Raw genomic sequence first — 24,698 nt, 5'->3', positions numbered from 1 at the left:
ATGACCACGTCGGTCGAGAAGTCGGCGCAGGCCCTCGATCTCAACCTGGAGGTCACGCGGATCAGGGCGGACTTCCCGATCCTTGCTCGCGTCATGCGCAGCGGAAACCAGTTGGCGTATCTGGATTCCGGCGCCACCTCGCAACGGCCGCTGCAGGTCCTCGACGCCGAGCGTGACTTCTTGACCACGTCCAACGGCGCGGTTCACCGCGGGGCGCATCAGCTGATGGAGGAGTCCACCGACGCCTACGAGAACGGCCGTGCCGATGTCGCGGCCTTCGTCGGCGCCGACACCGACGAGCTGGTGTTCACGAAGAACGCCACCGAGGCCATCAACCTGGTGTCCTATGCGGTCGGTGACGATCGATTCCCCCGAACGATCGGCCCCGGCGATGTCATTGTCACCACCGAGCTGGAACACCACGCAAACCTCATCCCGTGGCAGGAGTTGGCACGTCGGACCGGCGCCACGCTGAAGTGGTACGGCGTGACCGACGATGGACGGATCGACCTCGATTCGCTGGAGCTCGACGAGCGCGTGAAACTGGTGGCGTTCAGCCATCATTCAAACGTCACGGGTGCCGTCGCCCCGGTGGCCGAACTGGTGGCGCGGGCCAACGCGGTCGGCGCGCTGACCTTGCTGGATGCCTGCCAGTCGGTGCCGCACCAGCCGGTCGACTTCCATGGACTCGGCGTCGACTTCGCGGCCTTCTCCGGTCACAAAATGCTGGGGCCCAACGGTATCGGCGTGCTCTACGGCAGGCGTCAGGTGCTCGACCAGCTGCCCCCGTTCATCACCGGCGGCTCGATGATCGAGACGGTGACGATGGAGACCACCACCTATGCGCCCGCACCGCAACGCTTCGAGGCCGGGACGCCGATGACATCCCAGGTCGTCGGACTTGCAGCGGCCGCACGGTATCTCACCGAGATCGGGATGCCCGCCGTCGAGGCGCACGAGGCCGAATTGGTGGCGGCCGCACTCAAGGGGCTGTCGGCCGTCGATGGCGTGCGCATCATCGGACCGACATCCATGGCGCATCGCGGTTCGCCGGTGTCGTTCGTGCTGGACGGTGTCCACGCCCACGATGTCGGGCAGGTCCTCGACGACGAAGGTGTCGCCGTGCGCGTCGGGCACCACTGCGCGTGGCCGCTGCATCGCCGGTTCGGCATCGCGGCGACCGCGCGGGCGTCCTTCGCCCTCTACAACACTCACGACGAGGTCGACCGCCTGGTCGCCGGCGTCAAGCGGGCGGTGGAGTTCTTCGCGTGAGACTCGAGCAGATGTATCAGGAAGTGATTCTCGATCACTACAAGCACCCTCATCATCGGGGGTTGCGCGAGCCGTACAACGCGGAGTCCTACCAGGTGAACCCCACGTGCGGGGACGAGGTGACGCTGCGCGTGACGCTGTCCGACGACGGTCACCGGATCTCCGATATCTCGTATGACGGGCAGGGCTGTTCGATCAGCCAGGCCTCGACCTCGGTGCTCACCGATCAGGTGATCGGGCAGGACATCGGTACGGCGCTGGCGACCGTCGCGGCGTTCACCGAGATGATTTCGTCGCGCGGCGCGGTAGAGGGCGACGAGGATGTGATCGGAGACGGCATCGCGTTCGCGGGTGTCTCGAAGTACCCGGCGCGGGTGAAGTGCGCGCTGCTGGGTTGGATGGCCTTCAAAGATGCGTTGATACAGGCCAGTGAGGAGATTTCAGATGAGCGACACCGCAGTGCCTAGCGAGGAGATGCTCGCCGACCTGGAAGAGGCGATGCGCGACGTCGTCGATCCCGAGCTCGGGATCAACGTCGTCGACCTCGGTCTCGTCTACGGCTTGAACGTGGAGAAGGGCGAGCAGGGCGACGTCGCGTTGATCGACATGACGCTGACGTCGGCGGCCTGCCCGCTGACCGACGTGATCGAGGACCAGTCGCGTACCGCACTGGTCGGCAGCGGTCTGGTCAAAGAGATCAAGATCAACTGGGTATGGAATCCGCCATGGGGTCCGGACAAGATCACCGAGGATGGCCGCGAACAGCTTCGCGCGTTGGGCTTCACCGTCTGACGCTCTATCCAGTCGGCCCGAGTCGCTGGGCGAGCTCCCGCACGTCCTCGACGATGATGTCGGGCTGAGGTAACTCCGGAGTGGGCAGTGGAGCGTTGCCGGGGCGGGTGAGCAGCGCGCCGCGCAACCCCGCCGACTGTGCACCGACGGTGTCCCACACGTGAGCGGCGACCATCATGCAGTCCGACGGTTCCACCTCGAGCTCGCTGGCCACTCCGGTGTAGAGCCCTGCAGAGGGCTTGAACACCCGCCAGGTGTCGACACTGAACTGCCGTTCGAAGAACTGGGCAAGGCCGGCGCTGGCCAAGGGTGTCGGCACACCGGGTTTCGGTGGCGAATTGGTCAGCGTGACAAGCCGATACCCCTGTGCACGCAGAGTTGCCAGCCCGTCGGCGACATCCGGGTGGGCGGGCATCGTGCGCATGCCATGGGCGAGGTCCTCGAGGTCACCCTCGGTGATCGACGTCTGGCGACTGCCGCCGATCATCCGCAGCACCGCCTGTCCGAGAGTGAAGAAGTCGACGTAGTTGCCGGATAGCGTGGCCGTCATCGAGTACATGACGAGTTGGTTGAACCACTCGCGCAGCACGCCGCGGTCGCCGAACATCCGCTCGAAGTGCGGCGCCAGCGACTCGATGTCGATCAGTGTCTCGTTGACATCGAATACGAGGACCGATGGGCGCTCAGTCGTTTCCGTTGCCATGCCAATCCCATTGTCGTGGCCCTATGGATATTTACGTGGCGATTCGCTGCAGGAAGGACCGCATGAGGTCGGCGACTTCTTCGGCAGCGGTTTCGAGCAGGAAGTGGCCGCCCTCGAGGAGGTGGATCTCGGCGTCGTGCGCGTCCTTTCCGAACGCGCGCGCGCCGTCGGGCCCGAAGATCGGGTCGGCCTGACCCCAGACGGCGAGCACCGGCACCTTGCTCGTGCGCAGGTAGTCGTGCAGCGCCGGATACATAGGTGCATTGGTCGCGTAGTCGCGGAACAGCGCGAGCTGGATCTGGTCGTTGCCCGGCCGGCTCACCAGGGCCGCGTCGTGGATCCACGTGTCGGGACTGACAAGCGATTCGTCGTCGACGCCGGTCAGGTACTGCCATCTGATTCCCTCGACACTCAGCGCGCTCCGCACTCCGGCCTCGGTGTCGGGGTTCTGGTCGCGCTGGTAGTCCCAGACCGTGGTCCAGAAACTCTCGACGAAGCCCTCGTCGTAGCCGTTGCCGTTCTGCGTGACGATCGCGCTGATCGCCTGCGGGTGCCGCAGCGACAGGCGCCATCCGATGGGCGCGCCGTAATCCTGGACGTAGATGGCATATCGGGTCACCCCCAGTTGGGCAAGCAGTCCTTCGGTGAGATCGGTCAGCGCGTCGAAGGTGTAATCGAATTCGTCGACGGACGGCGCGTCGGAGAGTCCGAAGCCGAGGTGGTCCGGTGCGATCACGTGGTAGCGGTCGGCGAGCCGGGGGATGAGGTCGCGGAACATGAACGAACTGGTGGGGAAGCCGTGCAGCAGGACGAGCGTCGGCGCATCCTGCGAGCCCGCTTCGCGGTAGAACAACCGATGGTCAGCGACGGTGGCGTAGCGGTGGTGGACCTGAACTCCCATGACTAACTCCTCTTAGATTTTTTACCGGTTAGTGACATGCCTACTCGCTCTCGTGTAACCTGTCAATATCAATTTGGAGGTTAGATATGGATCTGGTGGTGGCGGCCCCGCCGGACGAGGCGTTTCTGCTCGATCTGCTCAACACAACGCCTGTGATCGACGGCACCGTGCATGACGGTCTCGCTGATTCGGCAGAGGCGCAGGCCTGGATGCGTGCGCACGATGTCGCGGACACCATCACCGAGCTCGCAACCCTGCGGCAGGCACGCTCGACTCTGCAGAAGGTGGTGCGCGGCCAGAGCGGTCCCACGGCGCTCAATCGCTTTGTCGACGACATCCGCCTGCGGCCGGTTGCAGGCGACGACGGCTTGGACTGGCGGGTCGACGGTGCTTCCGGCGCGGCGCGTGCGGTCCTGGCCTGGGACGCGCTGCGGATCTCCAGCCCGGGACGGCTGCGTCCATGTGCGAACGATGAATGCCGGTTGTTCCTCATCGACCGCAGCAAGCCCAACACCGCCAGATGGTGTTCGATGGCCATCTGCGGCAACCGGATGAAAGCCCGCAGACACTACCGTCGCGCGCGGGCGACCGAGGCATGAACGGTCCCGTGGTTCCCACCCTGGTATCCCTCAACATCGGGATGCCCGCCGATGTGCCGTGGCGAGGGAAGACCGTTCACACCGGCATCTACAAGAAGCCGGTGCAGGGTCCGGTGATGGTGCGACGCCTGAATATCGACGGCGACGGTCAGGGCGACCTCAACGGTCACGGCGGCGAACAACGCGCCGTCATGGTGTACCAGACGGAGTCGTATGAGCACTGGCAGCGCCATTTCGGCCGTGACGACCTCGAGCCGGGTACGTTCGGCGAGAACTTCACGATCACCGGCCTCAGTGACGACGAGGTGTGCATCGGTGACAGGTATCGCATCGGGGAGGCCGAGTTCGAGGTCACTCAGCCGCGTGTGACGTGCTTTCGCGTCGGCATTCGACTCGGCGAGCCCGAGATGCCCAATCTCCTTGTCGCCCATCATCGCCCGGGGTTCTACTTCCGCGTCATCGAAGAAGGTCTCGTCGCGTCGGGCGACGAGATCGTGCGGACACGGCGCGGACGCCACGCACTGAGTGTCGCCGACGTCGACGCGTTGCTGTATCTGCCCGACCGCGACGTCGACATGCTCCGCACGGCGGTAGACATCCCCGCGCTGAGCCCCGGGTGGCAGCAGTCCTTCGCCGAACTGCTGGCCGCGCACGACAGTCCGTCCGGCGCGACGTCACCGGCGATCGGCGTCGAACCCGGCTGGCACGGATTCCGCGCCCTGCGGGTGGCCGAAACCCGCCGCGAAAGCCCGTCGGTCCTTTCGATCGAGCTCGAAACCACCGACGGCACGGCGTTGCCCACCGCGCGGTCCGGACAGTTCCTGACGCTGCGTGTACCGGCGGGCGACCCCGCACCACTGCGCAGCTACTCGCTGTCGAGCACCGGCGACCGTTACCGGATCAGCGTGAAGCGCGAGGAGCGGGGCCGGGTGAGCACGTGGATCCACGACAACCTCAGCCCAGGGTCCGTGATCGAGGCGGCCGCTCCCCGTGGTGAATTCTATTTGGGCGACGAGACCGATCCGGTCGTGCTCATGTCGGCTGGTATCGGCATCACCCCGGTGCTCGCGATGCTGCACGCGTTGGCCGCGCAGCGCAGCGAGCGAGACGTCTGGTGGCTGCACATCACCCGTGACGCGCAGAGCCTGGCATTCGGCGGCGAAGTCGGCGATCTCATCGGCTCGCTGCCCAACGCGCGGCAGCGGACCTTCTACACCGCCGAGGGCGGCAGGCCGGGTATGGCGGCAGTCGAAGCGCTCGGTCTGCCCCGCGACGCGATCGCGTATCTCTGTGGGCCAGAACAGTTCATGGCCGACATGCGGGATGCGCTCGCGGGCGCCGGGATCGACGAGTCCCGCATCCATTCCGAACTCTTCGGCGCGCTGCCGCCGATCAACCCCGGCATCACCGATGCACCGCAGCGGCCACCACACCTGCCCGACGGCCCGCAGGGCACCGGGCCGGCAGTATCGTTCGCGCGCAGCGGGATCACCGTCAACTGGTCGGACGACTACGCCAGCATTCTCGAACTCGCCGAGGCGTGCGACGTCCCGACGCGCTTCTCCTGCCGCAGCGGTGTGTGCCACATCTGCGTCACGCCGTTGGTGGACGGGACCATCACCTACCGGCAGCCGCCACTGGAGTTGCCCGAGCAGGGGACCGTGCTGATCTGTTCGGCAAAACCGTCGCTGGGCGTCGTATTGGACCTGTGAGCCGTCGGCTGTTCGGTCAGACTGTGTTGCGTGGTCACGATTCCGGCGGTGGTGTGGCGAGGTGGGTTCGCGCTTCGCGCGCTGACGACCGGCGGCGTCGTCGGGCTCTGTGTCGGTGTGCTGGCATGGCTCGATTCGGGGTTCTGGATTTCTGGTGTGATCGTGCTTGTCGTCGTCGGCACGTTCTACGGAGTCTGGATGGCCCGCCGCATGGCGCGGTACTGGCCGGGTGCCAAAGCCCTCACCGGCCAGGAGCGCGTCGCGGTGGCACGGGCGGTCCGAGCGGGGCGGCCGCTCGATGACGATCGCCTGTCGGGGCCGCTCGTCGACTACGCCCGCGGGCTGCACGAGGCCGCGGAGACGGCTCGCTGGCTGCGCTGGGTGCTCATCGTCGTCCTCGTCGTCGCGGTGGCGACGGCGGCGTGGGACGCCGTTTACGGTTCGTGGGGCAATCTCATCGCGTCGGCCATCTATCTGGTGGCCCTTGCGGTCGAGGTGTTCTGGCTGCCGAAGCGCCGGGCGCAGCTGTTGGCCAACGCCGACACAGCCGCGGCATTGGCCCGAAAGTCTCTGTAACGCCGAGCCCTATCTGGTAACCCAGTCAGTGTGAGCTTCGAGGCGAACTATGTCAGGACGCGGCGCCAGCTGCGCGGAGTGGCCGAAAGTCTGATCGCCGGACCGCAGTACCGATCGGCGGGCACGATCCGGCTCGCAGTGCGCCCGGACGGATTCTCAGCGGTGACGATTCCGGTCGCGGTGCACGGCACCGAACTGGTCCTGCCCAATCATGCGGTCCCGTTGGAGGGCCCGATGAGTTCGATAGCCGAGGCCGCCGGCATCGTCGCCGGCCCACCCGAGGGCGTCTACACGATCGTCGATGCGCTGCCGCCAGACGCCGATCTGAGGCTCGACGCGCATGCTGCCGAATGGGTCAACCGCAGCCACTATGGGGGTGGGTATGCATTGAAGACGTTTCTGCCCGAATGTCATCCGGTGTTGTGGCCCGAACACTTCGACGTGGCGGTGACCCAGGACGAAGTCAACTACGGCGTATCCGCCGGCGACGACCAGCATCCGATGCCCTACGCGTACGTCAACCCACAGTCGGTACCCACCGGCGAATTCTGGAACGCGTCGTTCGGCGCGCTCTACCCGCTCGACCCCGCAGCCGATATCGACAGCCTCGCTAGCCACATCGCCGACTTCTTCGAACGTGGCCGCCGTGAATTGGACAGGAGCGCGTCATGACCGAGATCGACCTCGATTTCAGTGGCATCAAGGCACTTTTCATCAACTGCACGCTCAAGCGATCGCCCGAAGTCAGCAATACCCAGGGACTGATCGACATCAGTTCGGCGATCATGGCCAAGCACGGAGTGGAAACAGACGTGGTGCGTGCCGTCGACCATGACATCGCCACAGGGGTGTGGCCGGACATGCGTGAGCACGGGTGGTCCGCCGACGATTGGCCGGCCATCTTCGAAAAGGTGCTGGCCTCCGACATTCTGGTGCTTGCGGGTCCGATCTGGCTCGGCGACAACAGTTCGGTGATGAAGCGGGTACACGAGCGGTTGTACGGCGGCTCGCATCTGCTCAACGATGCCGGCCAGTACCTCTATTACGGACGGGTCGGCGGGTGTCTGATCACCGGCAATGAGGATGGCGTAAAGCACTGTGCCCAGAATGTGCTCTACACACTGCAGCACATCGGTTACACCATTCCGCCCCAGGCCGATGCGGGGTGGATCGGAGAGGCGGGGCCGGGTCCGTCGTATCTGGATCCCGGATCGGGCGGACCTGACAACGACTTCACCAACCGCAACACGACGTTCATGACGTGGAATCTGATGCACCTGGCCCGCATGCTCGCGCGGGCCGGAGGCGTGCCGGCCCACGGCAACATCCGTGCGGGATGGGACGCGGGATGTCGCTACGACTTTGCGAATCCGGAATACCGCTGAGGGATACCCCTGGTTGCTCCGACCACATAGTGGGAACAGACTGTCTGAGCCTGGCGTTAGGAGAAACGTGGCTACCAAAGACATCACCGCCGAACAATTCAACGAGACCATCACGGACAACGACATCGTGTTGGTCGATTTCTGGGCGTCGTGGTGCGGGCCGTGTAAGGCGTTTGCTCCGACTTTCGCCGCGTCCTCGGAGCAGCACCCCGACGTCGTCTTCGCGAAGGTCGACACCGAGGCGGAGCAGGAGCTCGCCGCGGCTGCCGACATCCGCTCGATCCCGACCCTGATGGTGTTCAAGAAGGGCAAGCTGGTCTTCAACCAGGCGGGAGCGCTGCCGCCGGCCGCACTCGAAGACCTGGTTCAGAAGGTGAAGGACTTCGACGTCGACGCAGCGATGGCCGCTCAGGAGAACGGTCAGCCCGAGTAACGTTTGCACGCGATAGCGTGCAGTCCGTGACCGAGCACCCAGAGCAAAACTTCGTCCTCGTCGACCGGCCGCGCCCGCATGTGGCGTTGGTGACGTTGAACCGTCCCGAGCGAATGAATTCCATGGCGTTCGACGTCATGGTCCCGCTCAAGGCGGTCCTCGACGAACTCACCTACGACAACTCGGTGCGGGTGATCGTGCTCACAGGTGCTGGTCGGGGATTCTCGTCGGGTGCCGATCACAAGTCGGCGGGCTCCGTACCTCACATTGACGGGCTCACCCGTCCCAGCTTCGCGCTGCGGTCCATGGAGGTGCTCGACGACGTGATCCTGGCGCTGCGAAAGATGCACCAGCCGGTCATCGCCGCGGTCAACGGCGCCGCGATCGGCGGTGGGCTGTGCTTGGCGTTGGCCTGCGACATCCGGGTTGCCGCAGTTGGGGCATACTTTCGCGCCGCGGGGATCAACAACGGGCTGACGGCAAGCGAGCTCGGGCTGTCGTACCTGCTGCCCCGCGCGATCGGCACCTCTCGGGCATTCGAGCTGATGCTGACCGGCCGCGACGTGGACGCCGACGAAGCCCAGCGCATCGGGCTGGTGTCGCAGGCCGTACCCGACGCGGACCTGCTCGACGTCTGCTACGAAATCGGCGAGCGCATCGCGTCGTTCTCGCGGCCGGGAATCGAGTTGACCAAGCGCACGCTTTGGAGTGGACTCGACGCCGGTAGCCTGGAGGCACACATGCAGGCCGAAGGCCTGGGACAACTCTTCGTCCGACTGCTCACCGCCAATTTCGAAGAAGCGGTTGCAGCGCGCGCGGAGAAGCGCGCCCCGGTCTTCACCGACGACAAATAAGAACCAAGGAGAGTGCAGCGTGATCACCGCAACGGACCTGGAGGTCCGCGCCGGCGCGCGCACGCTGCTCTCGGCCGAAGGTGCCGCGTTGCGGGTGCAGCCCGGCGACCGTATCGGCCTGGTCGGACGCAACGGCGCGGGCAAGACCACCACCATGCGGATTCTGGCAGGGGAGGGCGAGCCCTACGCGGGCACGATCACCCGCGCGGGTGATGTCGGTTATCTGCCGCAGGATCCCAGGGAGGGTGACCTCGACGTCCTGGCCCGCGATCGCGTGCTGTCGGCGCGCGGCCTGGATTCGTTGCTCGCGGATCTGGAGAAGCAGCAGGCGTTGATGGCCGAGGTCGCCGACGACAACGCGCGCGATAAGGCGGTCCGCCGCTACGGCCAGCTCGAGGAGCGGTTCGCCGCGCTCGGCGGTTACGCCGCCGAAAGCGAGGCAGGCCGAATCTGCGCGAGTCTCGGCCTGGCGGAACGTGTTCTGACCCAGCCACTGCGAACCCTGTCCGGCGGCCAGCGTCGTCGAGTGGAACTTGCACGAATCCTGTTCGCCGCATCCGAGTCCGGTGCCGGTTCGTCTACGACGCTCTTACTCGACGAGCCGACCAACCACCTCGACGCCGACTCCGTGGGCTGGCTGCGGGAATTCCTCCAGCAGCACAAGGGCGGACTCATCGTCATCAGCCACAACGTCGATCTGCTTGCCGACGTGGTCAACCGCGTCTGGTTCCTCGACGCGGTGCGGGGTGAGGCCGACGTCTACAACATGGGCTGGCAGAAGTACCTCGACGCGCGCGCCACCGACGAGCAGCGTCGCCGCCGCGAACGCGCCAATGCCGAACGCAAGGCCAGCGCGCTGCGGACCCAGGCCGCGAAGATGGGGGCCAAGGCCACCAAAGCCGTTGCGGCACAGAATATGTTGCGCCGAGCCGACCGGATGATGGCGGCGCTGGACGAGGAGCGAGTGGCCGACAAGGTGGCGCGGATCAAGTTCCCGACGCCGGCGTCGTGCGGCCGCGTGCCGCTGGTCGCCAAAGGCCTGACGAAGAATTACGGGTCGCTCGAGGTGTTCACCGGGGTGGATCTTGCGATCGACCGCGGGTCGCGTGTCGTGGTGCTCGGACTCAACGGCGCCGGCAAGACCACACTGCTGCGGATACTGGCCGGGGCTGAAACCGCCGACGCGGGAACGCTGGAACCCGGTCATGGACTGAAGCTCGGCTACTTCGCCCAGGAACACGACACGCTCGACGACCGCGCCACGGTGTGGGAGAACATCCGCCACGCCGCCCCCGACACCGGCGAGCAGGATCTGCGGGGTCTGTTGGGCGCGTTCATGTTCAGCGGTCCGCAGCTCGAACAACCCGCGGGGACGCTGTCCGGTGGGGAGAAGACCAGGCTGGCGCTGGCCGGGCTCGTCGCGTCGACCGCGAACGTGCTGTTGCTTGACGAACCGACCAACAACCTCGATCCCGCTTCGCGCGAGCAGGTTCTCGACGCATTGCGAAGCTATGTCGGTGCGGTGGTACTGGTTACGCACGATCCGGGCGCCGCCGAGGCACTGAATCCGCAACGCGTGGTGCTGCTGCCGGACGGCACCGAAGACTTCTGGTCGAACGACTATCGGGATCTCATCGAGCTCGCCTGAGCCGTCGGCAAACCGTTTCACCGAAACCTCACCCGCTTGTGTAAGCGGTTCCTAGGCTGGGTACCCGTCGGGGAATCAAACGCGCGGGGAGGTGCCGATGAAGAAACCCAGCAAGGCCCGAGATGAATTGCTCACCGAGCTGAAGAGCGCTTACGAAGGCGGCGCGAGCATCCGGACGCTCGTCGCGTCGACGGGTCGCTCGTACGGGTCGATACACAGCATGTTGCGTGAATCGGGGACCACGATGCGCAGCCGCGGCGGTCCGAACCATCGCAGCCGCAGGCACTACACCTGACCGCCTGGCCGAGCCTGGCGCAATGAAGCTTCGACCAGGTCCAGTACGCCACTGAGCTTTTCGGGATCATCACCCGACGCGAGCCGGGCAACGAGGCCGTCGAGCACCAGATCCAGGTACGTCTGCAGCACTGCGCTCGGGACGTCGTCGCGAAGCCTGCCCGCCTGTTTCTGGCGGCGTAACCGAGCGGTGGTGGCCGCCGAGAGCTCGGCGGATCGCTCCATCCACCCCCGATGAAACTCCGGGTCGTTGCGCAGCTTGCGCGCGATCTCCAGCCGAGTCGCCAACCAGTCGAACTGCTCCGGGGCGGCCAGCATGTCCCGCATCACCTGAACGAGACCCTCGCGCGACGCTACGTCGGCCATGCGTTCGGCGTCCTCGCGCGCCAACTCGAAGAACAGCGTGTCCTTGTCGCGGAAGTGATGGAAGATGGCGCCGCGCGACAGCCCGATCGTCTGTTCGAGCCGTCGCACGGTCGCCTTGTCGTATCCGTACTCCGCGAAACACCGCCGGGCACCGTCGAGTATCTGACGGCGGCGCGCCGCCAAATGGTCATCGGTGACCCGGGGCATGACTACGACCGCAGCATGTTGCGCAGCACGTACTGCAGGATGCCGCCGTTGCGGTAGTAGTCCGCCTCGCCGGGGGTGTCGATGCGCACCACCGCGTCGAACTCAACGGTCTTGCCGTCCTCTTTCTTGGCCGTCACCTTCACCGTCTTCGGGGTCTTGCCGTCGTTGAGCGCCTCGATACCGGTGATGTCGAAGGTCTCGGTGCCGTCGAGCTTCAGCGACGCCGCCGATTCACCTTCGGGGAACTGCAGCGGGATGACACCCATGCCGATCAGGTTGCTGCGGTGGATGCGCTCGAACGATTCGGTGATCACCGCGCGCACGCCGAGCAGGCTGGTGCCCTTGGCGGCCCAGTCGCGTGAGCTGCCCGAGCCGTACTCCTTGCCGCCCAGCACGACCAGCGGGATGCCCTTCTCGGCGTAGTTCTGCGCGGCGTCATAGATGAACGCCTGCTCGCCGCCGTTGGTGAAATCGCGGGTGTACCCGCCGGATACGTCGTCGAGCAGCTGATTACGCAGCCGGATGTTGGCGAACGTGCCGCGGATCATCACCTCGTGGTTCCCGCGCCGCGAACCGTAGGAGTTGTAATCCGCCTTCTCGACGCCGTGCGAATCCAGATACTGCGCCGCAGGCGTTCCCGGCTTGATGCTGCCGGCGGGCGAGATGTGGTCGGTCGTCACCGAATCACCAAGCAGTGCCAGCACTCTGGCGCCTTGGATATCGGTGACCGGTTCGGGCTGGGCGGGCATTCCGTCGAAGTACGGTGGTTTGCGCACGTACGTCGACTTGTCATCCCACTCGAAGGTGTTGCCGCTCGGCGTCGGCAGGTTGCGCCAGCGCTCGTCACCCTTGAACACGTCGGCGTAGTTCTGGACGAACATCTCGGTGTTGATCGCGTTGGCGATCGTGTCGTCGATGTCCTTCTGCGACGGCCAGATGTCCTTGAGGAAGACGTCGTTGCCGGACTCGTCCTTGCCGAGCGCTTCGGATTCGAAGTCGAAGTCCATCGTGCCTGCCAGCGCATACGCGATGACCAGCGGCGGGGACGCCAGGTAGTTCATCTTGACGTCGGGATTGATCCGGCCCTCGAAGTTGCGGTTGCCGGACAGCACTGCCGTGACGGACAGGTCGGCGTCGTTCACGGCCTTGCTGATGTCGTCCGGCAGCGGTCCGGAGTTGCCGATGCACGTCGTGCAGCCGTAACCGACGAGGAAGAAGCCGAGCTTCTCCAGATACGGCCACAGGCCGGCCTTGTTGTAGTAATCGGTGACGACCTGAGAACCCGGCGCCATCGTGGTCTTCACCCACGGCTTGCTCGTCAGGCCCTTGTCCACCGCGTTCTTGGCCAGCAGCGCGGCGCCGAGCATGACCTCGGGGTTGGAGGTATTTGTGCATGAGGTGATCGCCGCGATCACCACCGCGCCGTGGTCGATGATGCAGTCGCCGCGTTCGGAGTTCTTGACCTCGACGGGATTGCTCGGCCTGCCGTTGGAGCCGCTTGCGGCCGAGGGGACCACCGCGTCCTCGTCGGCAAACGAGAGCGAAGCGGGGTCACTGGCCGGGAACGATTCCTCGACCACCTCGTCGACGTTGGTGTGCGGCTGCTCCGCTTGACCCTCCACGTAGTTGTGAATGTCCTTGCGGAAGGCGGACTTTGCGTCGGTGAGCGCAATACGGTCCTGCGGGCGCTTCGGTCCGGCGATCGACGCGACCACATCGCCGAGGTCGAGCTCGATGTACTCCGAGAACTTGGGCTCGCGCGACGGGTCGTGCCACATGCCCTGCTCCTTGGCGTACGCCTCGACCAACGCCAGCTGCTGTTCGCTGCGCCCGGTCATCCGCAGGTAGTCGATCGTCACGTCGTCGATCGGGAAAATCGCGGCGGTGGAGCCGAATTCGGGGCTCATGTTGCCCAGCGTCGCGCGGTTGGCCAGCGGCACCTCGGCGACGCCTTCGCCGTAGAACTCGACGAACTTTCCGACCACACCGTGCTTGCGCAGCATCTCGGTGACGGTGAGCACGACGTCGGTGGCGGTGACGCCGGCCTTGCGCTCGCCGGAGAGCTTGAAGCCGACGACCCGCGGGATCAGCATCGACACCGGTTGGCCCAGCATGGCCGCCTCGGCCTCGATACCGCCGACGCCCCAGCCCAGCACGCCAAGCCCGTTCTCCATCGTGGTGTGCGAGTCGGTGCCCACGCAGGTGTCCGGGTAGGCAACCCCGTCGCGTTCCATGACGACGCTGGCCAGGTACTCGATGTTGACCTGGTGCACGATGCCGGTACCCGGCGGCACGACCTTGAAGTCGTTGAACGCGCCCTGACCCCAGCGCAGGAACTGGTAGCGCTCGCCGTTGCGCTGGTATTCGATCTCGACGTTGCGCTCGAAGGCGTTGGCGGTACCGAACAGGTCTGCGATCACGGAGTGGTCGATCACCAGGTCGGCCGGCGCGAGCGGGTTGACCTGGTCGGGGTCACCGCCGAGCTCGCCGACGGCCTCGCGCATGGTGGCGAGGTCGACGATGCAGGGCACACCCGTGAAGTCCTGCATGATCACCCGGGCGGGGGTGAACTGGATCTCCACGCTCGGATCGGCCGAGGGGTCCCACTTCGCGATCGCCTCGATGTGGTCCTTGGTGATGTTGGCGCCGTCCTCGGTGCGCAGCAGATTCTCGGCGAGCACCTTGAGGCTGTAGGGAAGTTTCTCGGTACCGGGCACCGCGTCCAGGCGGTAGATCTCGTAGCTCTGGTCTCCGACCTTCAGCGTGTCGCGGGCCCCAAACGAATTGACCGAATCTTTGCTGCTCACATCAACTCCCGGCTAGATATCGCCGCGACGGGCTGTGTCGGCGGCGCTGTCGATTCTAACAGTACGCTTGTCCTGTAAACCACCCCAGGGGTGGTAACAGTCTTCTCCTCGCGCGCGCGTGCTGCCACCCGGTCGGATACCCAATGCGTATGGTCGTACCTGTGATCGGACCGCAAGTCATGCCGTTGTTGCCGGCCTACATCCCGCCCGACATCTGTGGGCCGGTCGGAAAGGATCCCGCGACCACGCCGGTCGACGAGTGTATGAACCTCGTGATCGCCGACATCAAGGACAGCGGAGTGAGCGCCGCGCCGACGCCGGAGAACGAAGGCCTGGCCGACGTCGTCGCCGAGGCCAAGCAAAACGGGATCGACCTCAAGATCGTCGTGGTCGATCGCAACCCGCCGATCGACACCCCCTTGCGCGATATCGCCACCGAGGTGGGGGAGGCATACCCGGGTTCGACGGTATTGGTGCTCAGCCCGACCGAATCGGGCACGTTCAGCACGACGTACGACCGGATGACGCTGGAGGCGGGCCAGGACGTCGCCGAAGGTCGCGGTTCGGTGCAGGGTTCGAAGAATTTCGTCAGCGAACTGACCAATCAACATTTCCCCTGGACGACATTCACGATCGTGGTGGTACTAGCAGTGATCGCCGCCGTCGTGGCAACGCGAATGTTGCAAAATCGCGCCAAACGGCAGAACACGTAAATAGTCGCGAAAAGCGGCCTGTCGCTGGGGTTTTGCGAATTACCGCGCGACAAAATGTCACAGCCGGATAACGCTATCCGCAATTACAAACTTGTAGTTTGTGACTAAAGTTTCTTTGGCGTCAGATGTGACGTACGGTGCAGTCTGTAGCTGATGTTGCAGTTGTGACTCACGTGGCTTCTGTGCATCAGTGATCGACGAATGTGTCGGCACGTTCGCGTAAGCCATAGGAGACGTTGTCCATGAGACGCACCCCTAGCGCCTCTGCTTCGCGCCTTAGCACGCGGCTCTGCGCGATACCTCTGACCGTCGGGATGCTGCTTGTCACACCGGGTTTGGCCGTTTCGCAGCCCGCTGGCCCGGACAGCGTGGGCTCGCTCGTCGCTGCCGTCGCCAACGTCAACCAGAGGCTGCAGGATCTCGGGGCGGCGATCCAGGAGAAGCAGGAAAGCGTCAACAAAGCGATCCTCGACGTGCAGACCGCACGTGATGCGGCCGCGGCCGCGCAGGTCGAACTCGACGCCAGCGCGCAGCGGGTCAAGGATGCCAACGCCGCGATCGACGCGGCGCAGGATCGCTTCGACACCTTCGCCGTCGCAACGTATGTCAACGGGCCGTCGAGCTCGTACCTGACCGCGAAAGACCCCAGCGACATCCTCAATACCGCGACTACCGGCGAGACGTTGGCGGTGAGCACTCAGAGGGTGATCAGCGATCTACAGCGCGCGCGCACAGAGCAGGTGAACAAGGAGTCGGCGGCGCGGCTGGCGAAGCAGAATGCCGATCAGGCGCTCATCGACGCGGAGGCCAGTCAGCAGACCGCGGTGTCCGCACTCACCGAAGCTCAGCAGACCTTCCGGACCCAGCAGGCCGAGCTGGACAAGCTGACGGCCGAACGCGAGGCCGCGCAAGCCAAGCTCGATCAGGCGCGCCAGTATTCGGCGCCCGCCGCAGGAGCTCCGGCCCGCCCGGTTGCCGCGCCGACCGGACCGTCGTCGAACCCCGCCGGAAACTGGGACAGCGCACCACAGCAGGCGGACGCGGCCACCGGCAAGTGGGCCACGGGGTGGGATCCGACCCTGCCCGCGATTCCCAGCGCTTTCGTCAGCGGTGATCCGATCGCGATCATCAACACGATCCTCGGGTATGCGTCGACTTCGACGCAGGTCACCCAGCAGATGGGCCGGAACTTCCTGCAGAAGCTGGGTCTGCTGCCCACGCCGACCGGCTACACAAACGGGGGCGCGATTCCCCGGGTGTACGGCCGGCAGGCCACCGAGTACGTGATCCAGCGCGCCATGTCACAGCGCGGGGTGCCCTACTCGTGGGGCGGCGGAAATGCCGCAGGCAAGAGCCTTGGCATCGATTCCGGCGCGGGAACAGTCGGATTCGACTGTTCGGGGCTCATGCTCTACGCGTTCGCCGGCGTCGGCATCAAGCTCGATCACTACTCGGGTTCGCAGTACAACGCGGGCCGCAAGATCCCGTCGTCACAGGCCCGGCGTGGCGACATGCTCTTCTGGGGCCCCAACGCCAGCCAACACGTCGCCCTTTATCTCGGCGACGGTCAGATGCTCGAGGCGCCCTACACCGGCTCCGTCGTGAAAGTCTCGCCGGTCCGCACCAGCGGTATGACCCCGTACGCAACCCGTCTCATCGAATGGTGACGAGAAGGATTACTTTGCATTCCAGGCGTTTTCGGTTCCTGAGCGGCATTCTGATGATGGTCGCGGCACTTGCCGTGGCCGTTGGCGCGGCCATGCCCGCCACCGCAGCCCCCGACGACGGCCAATGGGATCCCACCCTGCCCAAGATCCTCAGCGCGGGCGCACCGGGCGATCCCCTGTCCATCGCCAACGCATCACTGGCGGCGACCGCGCAGGCCACCGAGGCCACGATGGACCTCGGCCGCAAATTCCTGGCCACGCTCGGGTTCGGCCCGCCGCCCACGGCGGGCGTCGCTCCCGGCCGGGTACGCGGACCGCAAGCCATCGAGTACGTCATCCGGCGCGGCGGCTCGCAGATCGGCACCCCGTACTCCTGGGGCGGCGGGAAGCCGACCGGCCCGAGCACCGGCGTCGACTCCGGTGCCAACATCGTCGGCTACGACTGCTCGGGTTTCACCCAGTTCTCGTTCGCCGGCGTCGGTGTGCTCATCCCGAAGTACTCGGGCGATCAGTACAACACCGGCCGCAAGGTCCCCACGAGCCAGGCCAAGCGCGGCGATCTGCTGTTCTGGGGGCCCGGCGGCAGCCAGCACGTCGCGATCTACCTCGGCGGCGGCAAGATGCTGGAGTCCGGGGGCACTGCGGGCGGGGTTGGGGTGAGCCCAGTGCGTACCGCGGGTCTGCAGCCGTACGTCGCTCGAATTATCGAAAGCTGAGCTGGGGCTGAGCAAACCCTGAGCTCCTGCTAGCAATGCTGGTCATGTCGGCGGCACGGGGCCGGGCAACGTCGACGGATCCCGGAGTGCCTGGAATAGTTGACGACGAGCGTGCGGCGGACAAGGTGTCGCAGAGGCCGGAAGACCGGCGAATACAGATGTGGGAGGACCGTTGATGACGTCACCGAGTGGGTCGCCGCAGGGCGCTGGAGGGTTCCCTGGCCAGGCCCCGGCCGGGCAGGGCCCTGCGCAGGGTTACCCCCCTCCTCAGGCTGGATCGCACGCGGCGCCGACCAACAACGGGGGCCTCCAACAAGAGGTACACACCCTCGAGCGAGCCATCTTCGAGGTCAAGCGGATCATCGTCGGCCAGGACCAGCTCGTCGAGCGCATGCTGGTCGGTCTGCTCGCCAAGGGTCATGTACTGCTCGAAGGTGTCCCGGGTGTCGCGAAGACGCTGGCAGTCGAGACCTTCGCCAAGGTCGTGGGCGGCACCTTCGCACGCATCCAGTTCACCCCTGACCTGGTGCCCACCGACATCGTCGGTACCCGCATCTACCGTCAGGGCAAGGAGGAGTTCGACATCGAGCTCGGCCCGGTGGTCGTCAACTTCCTGCTCGCCGACGAGATCAACCGCGCGCCCGCCAAGGTGCAGTCCGCGCTGCTCGAGGTCATGGCCGAGCGCAAGATCTCGATCGGCGGCAAAACCTTCCCGCTGCCCGCACCGTTCCTGGTGATGGCCACGCAGAACCCGATCGAGCAGGAGGGTGTGTACGCGCTCCCGGAGGCGCAGCGCGACCGGTTCCTGTTCAAGCTCAACATCGACTACCCGACGCCTGAGGAAGAGCGCGAGATCATCTACCGGATGGGCGTGAAGCCGCCGGAGCCCAAGCAGGTGCTCGGTCCCGGCGACCTGCTCCGTCTGCAGGATGTCGCGGCGAACAACTTCGTGCATCACGCCCTCGTGGACTATGTGGTGCGCGTCGTCACCGCGACCCGCGAGCCGGAGAAGTTCGGCATGCCCGACGCGAAGGCGTGGATCGCCTACGGCGCATCACCGCGTGCCTCACTCGGCATCATCGCGGCGTCCCGCGCGCTGGCGCTGGTGCGTGGACGCGACTACGTCGTTCCACAGGACGTCGTCGAGGTCATCCCGGATGTGCTGCGGCACCGCCTCGTGCTGACGTACGACGCACTGGCCGACGAGATCTCGTCCGAGACGGTGATCAACCGGATCCTGCAAACCGTCGGCCTGCCGCAGGTGAATGCCATTCCGCAGCAAGGTCATTCGGTGCCGCCCGTCATGCCCGCCGCTGCGGCTGCGGCCAGCGGTCGGTGACCCAAACACCGGGCCGACCGACGCGGCGGGTCGATCTGCCGTCGCTCAAGCGGGGGGAGATCCGTGATCCCGCGCTGACGGCGGCGCTGCGCAAGCTCGAATTGACCGTGCGCCGCAAACTCGACGGCGTGCTGCATGGCGATCACCTCGGCCTGCTGCCCGGGCCGGGTTCCGAACCCGGCGAGTCGCGGCTGTACCAACCCGGTGACGACGTGCGCCGGATGGACTGGTCGGTCACGGCCCGCACCACGCATCCGCACGTCCGCCAGATGATCGCCGACCGCGAGCTGGAGACCTGGCTGGTGGTCGACGTCTCGGCGAGCCTGGACTTCGGCACCGTCGGATGCGAGAAGCGCGATCTGGCGGTCGCCGCGGCCGCCGCGATCACGTTCCTCAACAGCGGTGGCGGCAACCGGATCGGGGCCATCATCGCCAACGGCGACGCCGTGCGGCGCGTGCCCGCGCTGTCGGGCCGCATGCACGAGCAGGAGATGCTGCGCGCCATCGCCACGATGCCGAAGGCGCCCGCGGGGGTCCGCGGTGATCTGGCCGCCGCCATCGACGCGCTGCGCAGGCCCGAACGCCGGCGCGGCATGGCGGTCATCATCAGCGACTTCCTCGGTCCCATCAATTGGATGCGCCCATTGCGGGCCATCGCGGGTCGGCACGAGGTGCTCGGCATCGAGGTGCTCGACCCGCGCGACGTGGAACTGCCGCCCGTCGGCGACGTCATCCTGCAGGACACCGAGACCGGTCGGACCCGCGAGTTCACCATCGACGAGCAGTTGCGCGAGGACTTCGCGAAGGCTGCGGCGGCGCATCGCGCCGAGGTGGCGCGCACGCTGCGACGCTGCGACGCACCGCTGCTGTCGCTGCGTACCGACCGGGACTGGATCGCCGACGTGGTTCGGTTCGTCGCAACCCGCCGCTTGGCCCTGGCAGGCCGCGCCTAAGAGTCGAATTGACAAGTCGTACATGACATTACCGATATTGGGACCGATCACGCTTTCAGGGTTCGAGCACGCTTGGTTCTTCCTATTCCTGCTCGTCGTGCTCGGCATCGTCGCGCTGTACATCTTCGTGCAGCTGGCCCGGCACCGCCGCATGCTCCGGTTCGCCAATATGGAATTGCTGGAAAGCGTTGCACCCCAACGGCCTACGCGTAAGCGGCACCTGCCCGCGATTCTGCTCGTCATCGCGCTCGTCTTCCTCACGGTCGCGATGGCCGGCCCCACACACGATGTCCGCATTCCACGCAACCGCGCGGTGGTGATGCTCGTGATGGACGTATCGCAGTCGATGCGCGCCACCGACGTGTCGCCGAACCGCATGGCGGCGGCGCAGGAGGCGTCCAAGCAGTTCGCCGAAGAGCTCACTCCTGGAATCAATCTCGGGCTGATCGCGTACGCCGGCACGGCGACCGTGCTCGTCTCGCCGACGACCGGCCGCGAGGCCACCAAGGCCGCGATCGACAAGCTGCAGTTCGCCGACCGCACCGCCACCGGTGAAGGCATCTTCACCGCTTTGCAGGCGATCGCCACCGTCGGCGCGGTGATCGGCGGCGGCGACGAACCACCACCCGCGCGCATCGTGCTGTTCTCCGACGGCAAGGAGACGGTGCCGTCGAACCCGGACAACCCCAAGGGCGCCTTCACCGCGGCCCGCACCGCCAAGGACCAGGGCGTACCGATCTCGACCATTTCGTTCGGCACGCCGTACGGCTACGTCGAGATCAACGACCAGCGTCAGCCGGTGCCCGTCGACGACGACATGCTCAAGGAGATCGCCGATCTGTCCGGCGGTGAGGCGTTCACCGCGTCCAGCCTCGAACAGCTGCGCCAGGTGTACGCGAACCTGCAGCAGCAGATCGGCTACGAAACGATCAAGGGCGATGCGAGTGTGGGCTGGCTGCGTCTGGGTGCGCTGGCGCTGGCGCTGGCCGCGTTGTCGGCGCTGCTCATCAACCGTCGTCTGCCGAATTAGGGATGACGAGCTGATATGAACGTTCCGCTGCTGGGGCCGGTCTCCCTCACAGGCTTTTCCCATATCTGGTGGCTGCTGTTCTTCTCCCTCGTCGTGCTGGGCCTCGTCGGGCTGTACTTCTATGCCCAACGTGCCAGGCGCAGGCGCCTGCAGCAGTTCGCCAATACGGAGCTGCTGGACAGCGTGGCGCCCAAACGGCCGAGCGTGTGGCGTCACGTGCCCGCGGCGCTGCTCGGTGTCGCGTTGTTGTTCTGCACGATCGCCCTGGCCGGGCCGACATTCGACCAGCGACTGCCACGCAACCGCGCGGTCGTCATGCTCGCCATCGACGTATCGCAGTCGATGCGGGCCACCGACGTCGAACCCGACCGGCTGACCGCCGCCAAAGAGGCGTCCAAACGGTTCGTCGACGAGCTCACCCCGGGTATCAACCTCGGCGTGATCGCGTACGCCGGCACCGCCACAGTGCTGGTTTCGCCGACCACGAACCGCGACGCCAGCCGGCGCGCCATCGACAACCTGCAGGTGTCCGATCGCACCGCCACCGGCGAAGCGATCTTCACGGCACTGTCGTCGATCTCCACGGTGGGCGCCGTGATCGGTGGCGGCGACACTCCGCCGCCCGCGCGCATCGTGCTGTTCTCCGACGGCAAGGAGACCGTGCCGTCGAACCCCGACAACCCGAAGGGCGCCTTCACCGCGGCCCGCACCGCCAAGGACCAGGGTGTGCCCATCTCGACGATCTCCTTCGGCACCGAGCACGGTGAGGTGGAGGTCAACGACGAGAAGGTGCCCGTACCCGTCGATGACGAGATGATGAAGAAGATCGCTCAGCTCTCCGGCGGTGAGTCCTACACCGCGTCCAACATCGAGGAACTGAACAAGGTCTACGGGACGCTGCAGGATCAGATCGGCTACGAGACGGTCCGCGGTGAGGCCACCACCGGCTGGCTGCGGCTTGCCGCGCTGGCGGCCGCGGCCGCGGCGATCGCCAGCTTGTTGATCAACCGCAGGCTGCCACTCTGAGGCGATTTCTTAGAAATGGCGTCCAGACGATAGGTTGGCGGGCATGACTGTGACCGATGACTCGGCCGACACCGCCGGCCAAACGGCTGGTGGCCGTCCGCCTTTCGTGTCGCGTTCGGTGCTGGTGACCGGAGGGAACCGCGGTATCGGTCTCGCGATTGCTAAGCGCCTCGCGGCAGACGGCCACAAAGTGGCCGTCACGCACCGCGGATCGGGAGCACCGGAGGGTCTGTTCGGTGTCGTGTGCGACGTCACCGACAACGAAGCCGTCGACCGCGCCTTCAAGGAGGTGGAGGAGCATCAGGGTCCGGTCGAGGTGCTGGTGTCCAACGCCGGCATCTCCAAGGACGCATTCCTCATCCGGATGACCGAGGAGCGCTTCGAAGAGGTCATCAACGCCAACCTGACCGGGGCGTTCCGGGTGGCGCAACGGGCGTCGCGCAGTATGCAGCGCAAACGCTTCGGACGGATCATCTTCATCGGCTCGGTGTCGGGCAGCTGGGGAATCGGCAACCAGGCCAATTACGCCGCGGCCAAGGCCGGTCTGATCGGCATGGCCCGCTCGATTTCGCGGGAGCTGTCGAAGGCCGGCGTCACCGCCAACGTGGTGGCCCCCGGCTACATCGACACCGAGATGACCCGCTCGCTCGACGAGCGGATCCAGGAGGGCGCGCTCGATTTCATTCCGGCCAAGCGGGTCGGGACGGCCGAGGAGGTCGCCGGGGCGGTCAGCTTCCTGGCGTCAGAGGACGCGAGCTATATCGCCGGCGCGGTGATCCCGGTCGACGGCGGCATGGGCATGGGCCACTAGGAAGACAAAGGACTTCACATGACACTTCTGCAAGGCAAGCGAATCCTCGTCACGGGGATCATCACCGACTCTTCGATCGCGTTCCACATCGCCAAGGTCGCCCAGGAGGCGGGCGCCGAGCTGGTGCTCACCGGCTTCGACCGGATGAAGCTGATCCAGCGCATCGCCGACCGACTTCCGGCGAAGGCGCCGCTGCTCGAGCTCGACGTGCAGAACGAGAAGCACCTCGACACACTGGCCGACCGGGTGACCGAGGCGCTCGGCGACGGCAACAAGCTCGACGGCGTCGTGCACTCGATCGGCTACATGCCGCAGACCGGTATGGGCATCAACCCGTTCTTCGACGCGCCGTACGAGGACGTTGCCAAGGGCATTCACATCTCCGCCTACTCGTATGCGTCGCTGGCGAAAGCGGTGCTGCCGATCATGAACCCGGGTGGCGCGATCGTGGGCATGGACTTCGACCCGACCCGCGCGATGCCCGCCTACAACTGGATGACGGTCGCCAAGAGTGCGCTGGAGTCCGTCAACCGATTCGTCGCACGTGAAGCCGGTCCGCACGGTGTCCGCTCCAATCTTGTTGCCGCCGGACCGATCCGCACGCTCGCGATGAGCGCCATCGTCGGCGGCGCGCTCGGTGAGGAAGCCGGCGCGCAGATGAAGCTGCTCGAAGAGGGCTGGGACCAGCGCGCCCCCATCGGGTGGAACATGAAGGATCCGACCCCGGTCGCCAAGACCGTCTGCGCGCTGCTGTCGGACTGGCTGCCCGCGACCACGGGCACGATCATCTACGCCGACGGCGGCGCCAGCACACAATTGCTGTAAGGGATGGACAACTCGGGTTTCGATGCCGTCCTGCTGCTGTCGTTCGGCGGGCCGGAGGGGCCGGACCAGGTGATGCCGTTCCTCGAGAACGTCACCAGGGGCCGGGGGATACCACCCGAGCGGCTGGCGTCCGTTGCCGAGCACTACCAGCATTTCGGTGGCGTGTCACCGATCAACGGCATCAACCGCGCACTGATCGACGAGTTGCGCGGTCTGATCGACCTGCCGGTGTATTTCGGCAACCGGAACTGGGAGCCCTATGTCGAAGACGCCGTTGCGGCGATGGCGTCCGACGGCGTGCGCAACGCCGCCGTCTTCGCCACCTCGGCGTGGGGCGGCTACTCGGGTTGCACCCAGTACGTCGAGGACATCGCGAGGGCCAGGCAGGCCGCGGGTGTGAATGCGCCGCGGCTGGTGAAACTGCGTCAGTATTACGACCATCCGTTGTTCGTGAAGATGTTCAGCGACGCGATCACCGCCGCTGCACAGACGGTGCCCGGCCATGCGCGGTTGGTGTTCACCGCCCACTCCATTCCACTTTCCAGCAGCTCTCGTTGTGGCACAGACCTTTACGCGCGGCAGGTCGCTCACGCCGCCAAGCTCGTCGCGGCCGCGGCGGGTTACGACGACTATGACCAGGTCTGGCAGTCGCGCTCGGGGCCACCGCAGGTCCCCTGGCTGGAACCCGACGTCGGCGATCACCTCGCCGCGCTCGTCGAGGCGGGGACGGATGCGGTGATCGTATGCCCGATCGGCTTTGTCGCGGATCACATCGAGGTGGTGTGGGATCTGGACCACGAACTCAGGCTGCAGGCGGCAGACTCGCGCATCGCGTTCGCCAGGGCTTCGACGCCGAACGCGCACCTCGCTCATGTGGTGGCCGATCTCCTCGACGAACTGCGCACCGACCGCGATCCCAGCCGGGTGCCGGATCCGGAATCCCCGCCGCTACAGGGCTTCTCGATCGACGGGGTGGTTTGCACACCCCAGTGCGTTAGCAGGTAGCCGGAGTCCCGTAATGGGTTACCGCGGTCCGGTGTTCGGGTACGGCTACTACCGGCACTGGTGG

Annotated in this window: 26 protein-coding genes; 22 read left to right on the top strand and 4 right to left on the bottom strand. The window is 65.9% G+C overall.

The features are described from left to right. From BST47_RS01420 to BST47_RS01410, 3 genes are read left to right on the top strand one after another with little or no spacing between them, the layout of a single operon-like run. A complete protein-coding gene (locus BST47_RS01420; protein ID WP_083123409.1) occupies positions 1 to 1,272 on the top strand; it encodes a cysteine desulfurase in 1,272 nt (423 codons plus the stop codon). Next, the gene (gene sufU / locus BST47_RS01415; RefSeq protein WP_083123408.1) at positions 1,269 to 1,739 is read left to right on the top strand and encodes a Fe-S cluster assembly sulfur transfer protein SufU; all 471 of its coding nucleotides are present in this window, start codon (positions 1,269 to 1,271) and stop codon (positions 1,737 to 1,739) included. The genes BST47_RS01420 and sufU overlap by 4 nt, the downstream gene beginning before the upstream one ends. Then, positions 1,717 to 2,064: a metal-sulfur cluster assembly factor gene (locus BST47_RS01410; protein ID WP_083123407.1), complete on the top strand. Its 348-nt coding sequence runs from the start codon at positions 1,717 to 1,719 to the stop codon at positions 2,062 to 2,064. The genes sufU and BST47_RS01410 overlap by 23 nt, the downstream gene beginning before the upstream one ends. Positions 2,065 to 2,068: 4 nt before the next feature. Here the strand turns inward: BST47_RS01410 and BST47_RS01405 are convergent, their stop codons facing one another. Together BST47_RS01405 and BST47_RS01400 are read right to left on the bottom strand one after the other, a co-directional pair. Further along, complete coding sequence (locus BST47_RS01405) at positions 2,069 to 2,767, bottom strand: haloacid dehalogenase type II (protein WP_083123406.1); 699 nt, start codon at positions 2,765 to 2,767, stop codon at positions 2,069 to 2,071. A 31-nt stretch (positions 2,768 to 2,798) separates the two neighbouring features. Next, the gene (locus BST47_RS01400) at positions 2,799 to 3,668 is read right to left on the bottom strand and encodes an alpha/beta fold hydrolase (RefSeq protein WP_083123405.1); all 870 of its coding nucleotides are present in this window, start codon (positions 3,666 to 3,668) and stop codon (positions 2,799 to 2,801) included. Positions 3,669 to 3,754: 86 nt separating this feature from the next. Between BST47_RS01400 and BST47_RS01395 the strand changes: the two genes are divergently transcribed. The 9 genes from BST47_RS01395 to BST47_RS01355 all read left to right on the top strand — a co-directional run bounded on the left by BST47_RS01395 (position 3,755) and on the right by BST47_RS01355 (position 11,170). Continuing rightward, entirely contained in the window at positions 3,755 to 4,267 is a 513-nt protein-coding gene (locus BST47_RS01395; protein WP_083123404.1) for a CGNR zinc finger domain-containing protein, read from the top strand. After that, positions 4,264 to 5,979 (top strand): MOSC and FAD-binding oxidoreductase domain-containing protein, encoded by a 1,716-nt coding sequence (locus BST47_RS01390; protein ID WP_083123403.1) that lies wholly within the window; start codon positions 4,264 to 4,266, stop codon positions 5,977 to 5,979. The genes BST47_RS01395 and BST47_RS01390 overlap by 4 nt, the downstream gene beginning before the upstream one ends. Before the next feature lie 30 nt (positions 5,980 to 6,009). After that, a complete protein-coding gene (locus tag BST47_RS01385; RefSeq protein WP_083123402.1) occupies positions 6,010 to 6,555 on the top strand; it encodes a hypothetical protein in 546 nt (181 codons plus the stop codon). A gap of 30 nt (positions 6,556 to 6,585) precedes the next feature. Further along, positions 6,586 to 7,227: a hypothetical protein gene (locus BST47_RS01380; RefSeq protein WP_083123401.1), complete on the top strand. Its 642-nt coding sequence runs from the start codon at positions 6,586 to 6,588 to the stop codon at positions 7,225 to 7,227. Then, positions 7,224 to 7,940, top strand: a complete 717-nt coding sequence (locus tag BST47_RS01375) for a flavodoxin family protein (RefSeq protein ID WP_083123400.1) — start codon at positions 7,224 to 7,226, stop codon at positions 7,938 to 7,940. The genes BST47_RS01380 and BST47_RS01375 overlap by 4 nt, the downstream gene beginning before the upstream one ends. Before the next feature lie 67 nt (positions 7,941 to 8,007). Continuing rightward, positions 8,008 to 8,373 (top strand): thioredoxin, encoded by a 366-nt coding sequence (trxA, locus tag BST47_RS01370; RefSeq protein ID WP_083123399.1) that lies wholly within the window; start codon positions 8,008 to 8,010, stop codon positions 8,371 to 8,373. Between the two features lie 17 nt (positions 8,374 to 8,390). Then, positions 8,391 to 9,227 carry an enoyl-CoA hydratase gene (locus BST47_RS01365; protein ID WP_083123398.1) on the top strand — a complete coding sequence of 279 codons (837 nt, stop codon included), beginning with the start codon at positions 8,391 to 8,393 and terminating at the stop codon, positions 9,225 to 9,227. Positions 9,228 to 9,246: 19 nt separating this feature from the next. Further along, positions 9,247 to 10,875: an ABC-F family ATP-binding cassette domain-containing protein gene (locus BST47_RS01360; protein ID WP_083123397.1), complete on the top strand. Its 1,629-nt coding sequence runs from the start codon at positions 9,247 to 9,249 to the stop codon at positions 10,873 to 10,875. A 97-nt stretch (positions 10,876 to 10,972) separates the two neighbouring features. After that, positions 10,973 to 11,170 carry a helix-turn-helix domain-containing protein gene (locus BST47_RS01355; RefSeq protein WP_083123396.1) on the top strand — a complete coding sequence of 66 codons (198 nt, stop codon included), beginning with the start codon at positions 10,973 to 10,975 and terminating at the stop codon, positions 11,168 to 11,170. On the opposite strand, the gene BST47_RS01350 is transcribed toward BST47_RS01355, so the two are convergent. Then, positions 11,161 to 11,742 carry a TetR/AcrR family transcriptional regulator gene (locus BST47_RS01350; RefSeq protein WP_083123395.1) on the bottom strand — a complete coding sequence of 194 codons (582 nt, stop codon included), beginning with the start codon at positions 11,740 to 11,742 and terminating at the stop codon, positions 11,161 to 11,163. The genes BST47_RS01355 and BST47_RS01350 overlap by 10 nt on opposite strands. Positions 11,743 to 11,744: 2 nt before the next feature. Then, positions 11,745 to 14,549 carry an aconitate hydratase AcnA gene (gene acnA / locus BST47_RS01345; protein ID WP_083123394.1) on the bottom strand — a complete coding sequence of 935 codons (2,805 nt, stop codon included), beginning with the start codon at positions 14,547 to 14,549 and terminating at the stop codon, positions 11,745 to 11,747. Positions 14,550 to 14,710: 161 nt separating this feature from the next. Between acnA and BST47_RS01340 the strand changes: the two genes are divergently transcribed. The 10 genes from BST47_RS01340 to BST47_RS01295 all read left to right on the top strand — a co-directional run bounded on the left by BST47_RS01340 (position 14,711) and on the right by BST47_RS01295 (position 24,634). Beyond that, a complete protein-coding gene (locus tag BST47_RS01340; protein WP_234809536.1) occupies positions 14,711 to 15,262 on the top strand; it encodes an Rv1476 family membrane protein in 552 nt (183 codons plus the stop codon). A gap of 242 nt (positions 15,263 to 15,504) precedes the next feature. Continuing rightward, positions 15,505 to 16,929 (top strand): NlpC/P60 family peptidoglycan endopeptidase RipA, encoded by a 1,425-nt coding sequence (gene ripA, locus BST47_RS01335; protein WP_083123393.1) that lies wholly within the window; start codon positions 15,505 to 15,507, stop codon positions 16,927 to 16,929. A gap of 53 nt (positions 16,930 to 16,982) precedes the next feature. Then, positions 16,983 to 17,645, top strand: a complete 663-nt coding sequence (gene ripB / locus BST47_RS01330; protein WP_083123392.1) for an NlpC/P60 family peptidoglycan endopeptidase RipB — start codon at positions 16,983 to 16,985, stop codon at positions 17,643 to 17,645. A 175-nt stretch (positions 17,646 to 17,820) separates the two neighbouring features. Next, complete coding sequence (gene moxR1, locus BST47_RS01325; protein ID WP_083123724.1) at positions 17,821 to 18,984, top strand: chaperone MoxR1; 1,164 nt, start codon at positions 17,821 to 17,823, stop codon at positions 18,982 to 18,984. Then, positions 18,981 to 19,937 carry a DUF58 domain-containing protein gene (locus BST47_RS01320; RefSeq protein ID WP_083123391.1) on the top strand — a complete coding sequence of 319 codons (957 nt, stop codon included), beginning with the start codon at positions 18,981 to 18,983 and terminating at the stop codon, positions 19,935 to 19,937. The genes moxR1 and BST47_RS01320 overlap by 4 nt, the downstream gene beginning before the upstream one ends. A gap of 22 nt (positions 19,938 to 19,959) precedes the next feature. Further along, on the top strand, positions 19,960 to 20,967 hold the full coding sequence (locus BST47_RS01315; RefSeq protein WP_083123390.1) for a VWA domain-containing protein: 1,008 nt from the start codon (positions 19,960 to 19,962) through the stop codon (positions 20,965 to 20,967). Positions 20,968 to 20,982: 15 nt separating this feature from the next. Then, a complete protein-coding gene (locus BST47_RS01310) occupies positions 20,983 to 21,993 on the top strand; it encodes a VWA domain-containing protein (protein WP_083123389.1) in 1,011 nt (336 codons plus the stop codon). 43 nt (positions 21,994 to 22,036) lie between these two features. Then, positions 22,037 to 22,804 carry a 3-oxoacyl-ACP reductase FabG1 gene (fabG1, locus tag BST47_RS01305; protein WP_083123388.1) on the top strand — a complete coding sequence of 256 codons (768 nt, stop codon included), beginning with the start codon at positions 22,037 to 22,039 and terminating at the stop codon, positions 22,802 to 22,804. Positions 22,805 to 22,822: 18 nt separating this feature from the next. Beyond that, positions 22,823 to 23,629: an NADH-dependent enoyl-ACP reductase InhA gene (gene inhA / locus BST47_RS01300; protein ID WP_083123387.1), complete on the top strand. Its 807-nt coding sequence runs from the start codon at positions 22,823 to 22,825 to the stop codon at positions 23,627 to 23,629. A gap of 3 nt (positions 23,630 to 23,632) precedes the next feature. After that, entirely contained in the window at positions 23,633 to 24,634 is a 1,002-nt protein-coding gene (locus BST47_RS01295; RefSeq protein WP_083123386.1) for a ferrochelatase, read from the top strand. The last annotated feature ends 64 nt before the right edge of the window (positions 24,635 to 24,698 follow it).

The sequence above is a fragment of the Mycolicibacterium tusciae genome, from assembly GCF_002086795.1.
GTDB classification, from domain to species: domain Bacteria; phylum Actinomycetota; class Actinomycetes; order Mycobacteriales; family Mycobacteriaceae; genus Mycobacterium; species Mycobacterium tusciae.
Note: the sequence above shows the minus strand (reverse complement) of the source record. Positions and strands in the feature narration are given on the sequence as shown.

Bases quoted from the DNA above. Each gene is read 5' to 3' on its own strand.
- BST47_RS01395 (WP_083123404.1), top strand. From the start codon at position 3,755: ATGGATCTGGTGGTGGCGGCCCCGCCGGACGAGGCGTTTCTGCTCGAT.
- BST47_RS01355 (WP_083123396.1), top strand. From the start codon at position 10,973: ATGAAGAAACCCAGCAAGGCCCGAGATGAATTGCTCACCGAGCTGAAG.
- BST47_RS01400 (WP_083123405.1), bottom strand. From the start codon at position 3,668: ATGGGAGTTCAGGTCCACCACCGCTACGCCACCGTCGCTGACCATCGG.
- BST47_RS01420 (WP_083123409.1), top strand. From the start codon at position 1: ATGACCACGTCGGTCGAGAAGTCGGCGCAGGCCCTCGATCTCAACCTG.
- BST47_RS01375 (WP_083123400.1), top strand. From the start codon at position 7,224: ATGACCGAGATCGACCTCGATTTCAGTGGCATCAAGGCACTTTTCATC.
- moxR1 (WP_083123724.1), top strand. From the start codon at position 17,821: ATGACGTCACCGAGTGGGTCGCCGCAGGGCGCTGGAGGGTTCCCTGGC.
- fabG1 (WP_083123388.1), top strand. From the start codon at position 22,037: ATGACTGTGACCGATGACTCGGCCGACACCGCCGGCCAAACGGCTGGT.
- BST47_RS01310 (WP_083123389.1), top strand. From the start codon at position 20,983: ATGAACGTTCCGCTGCTGGGGCCGGTCTCCCTCACAGGCTTTTCCCAT.
- BST47_RS01295 (WP_083123386.1), top strand. From the start codon at position 23,633: ATGGACAACTCGGGTTTCGATGCCGTCCTGCTGCTGTCGTTCGGCGGG.
- inhA (WP_083123387.1), top strand. From the start codon at position 22,823: ATGACACTTCTGCAAGGCAAGCGAATCCTCGTCACGGGGATCATCACC.
- ripA (WP_083123393.1), top strand. From the start codon at position 15,505: ATGAGACGCACCCCTAGCGCCTCTGCTTCGCGCCTTAGCACGCGGCTC.
- BST47_RS01350 (WP_083123395.1), bottom strand. From the start codon at position 11,742: ATGCCCCGGGTCACCGATGACCATTTGGCGGCGCGCCGCCGTCAGATA.
- BST47_RS01405 (WP_083123406.1), bottom strand. From the start codon at position 2,767: ATGGCAACGGAAACGACTGAGCGCCCATCGGTCCTCGTATTCGATGTC.
- BST47_RS01410 (WP_083123407.1), top strand. From the start codon at position 1,717: ATGAGCGACACCGCAGTGCCTAGCGAGGAGATGCTCGCCGACCTGGAA.
- BST47_RS01390 (WP_083123403.1), top strand. From the start codon at position 4,264: ATGAACGGTCCCGTGGTTCCCACCCTGGTATCCCTCAACATCGGGATG.
- ripB (WP_083123392.1), top strand. From the start codon at position 16,983: ATGATGGTCGCGGCACTTGCCGTGGCCGTTGGCGCGGCCATGCCCGCC.
- BST47_RS01315 (WP_083123390.1), top strand. From the start codon at position 19,960: ATGACATTACCGATATTGGGACCGATCACGCTTTCAGGGTTCGAGCAC.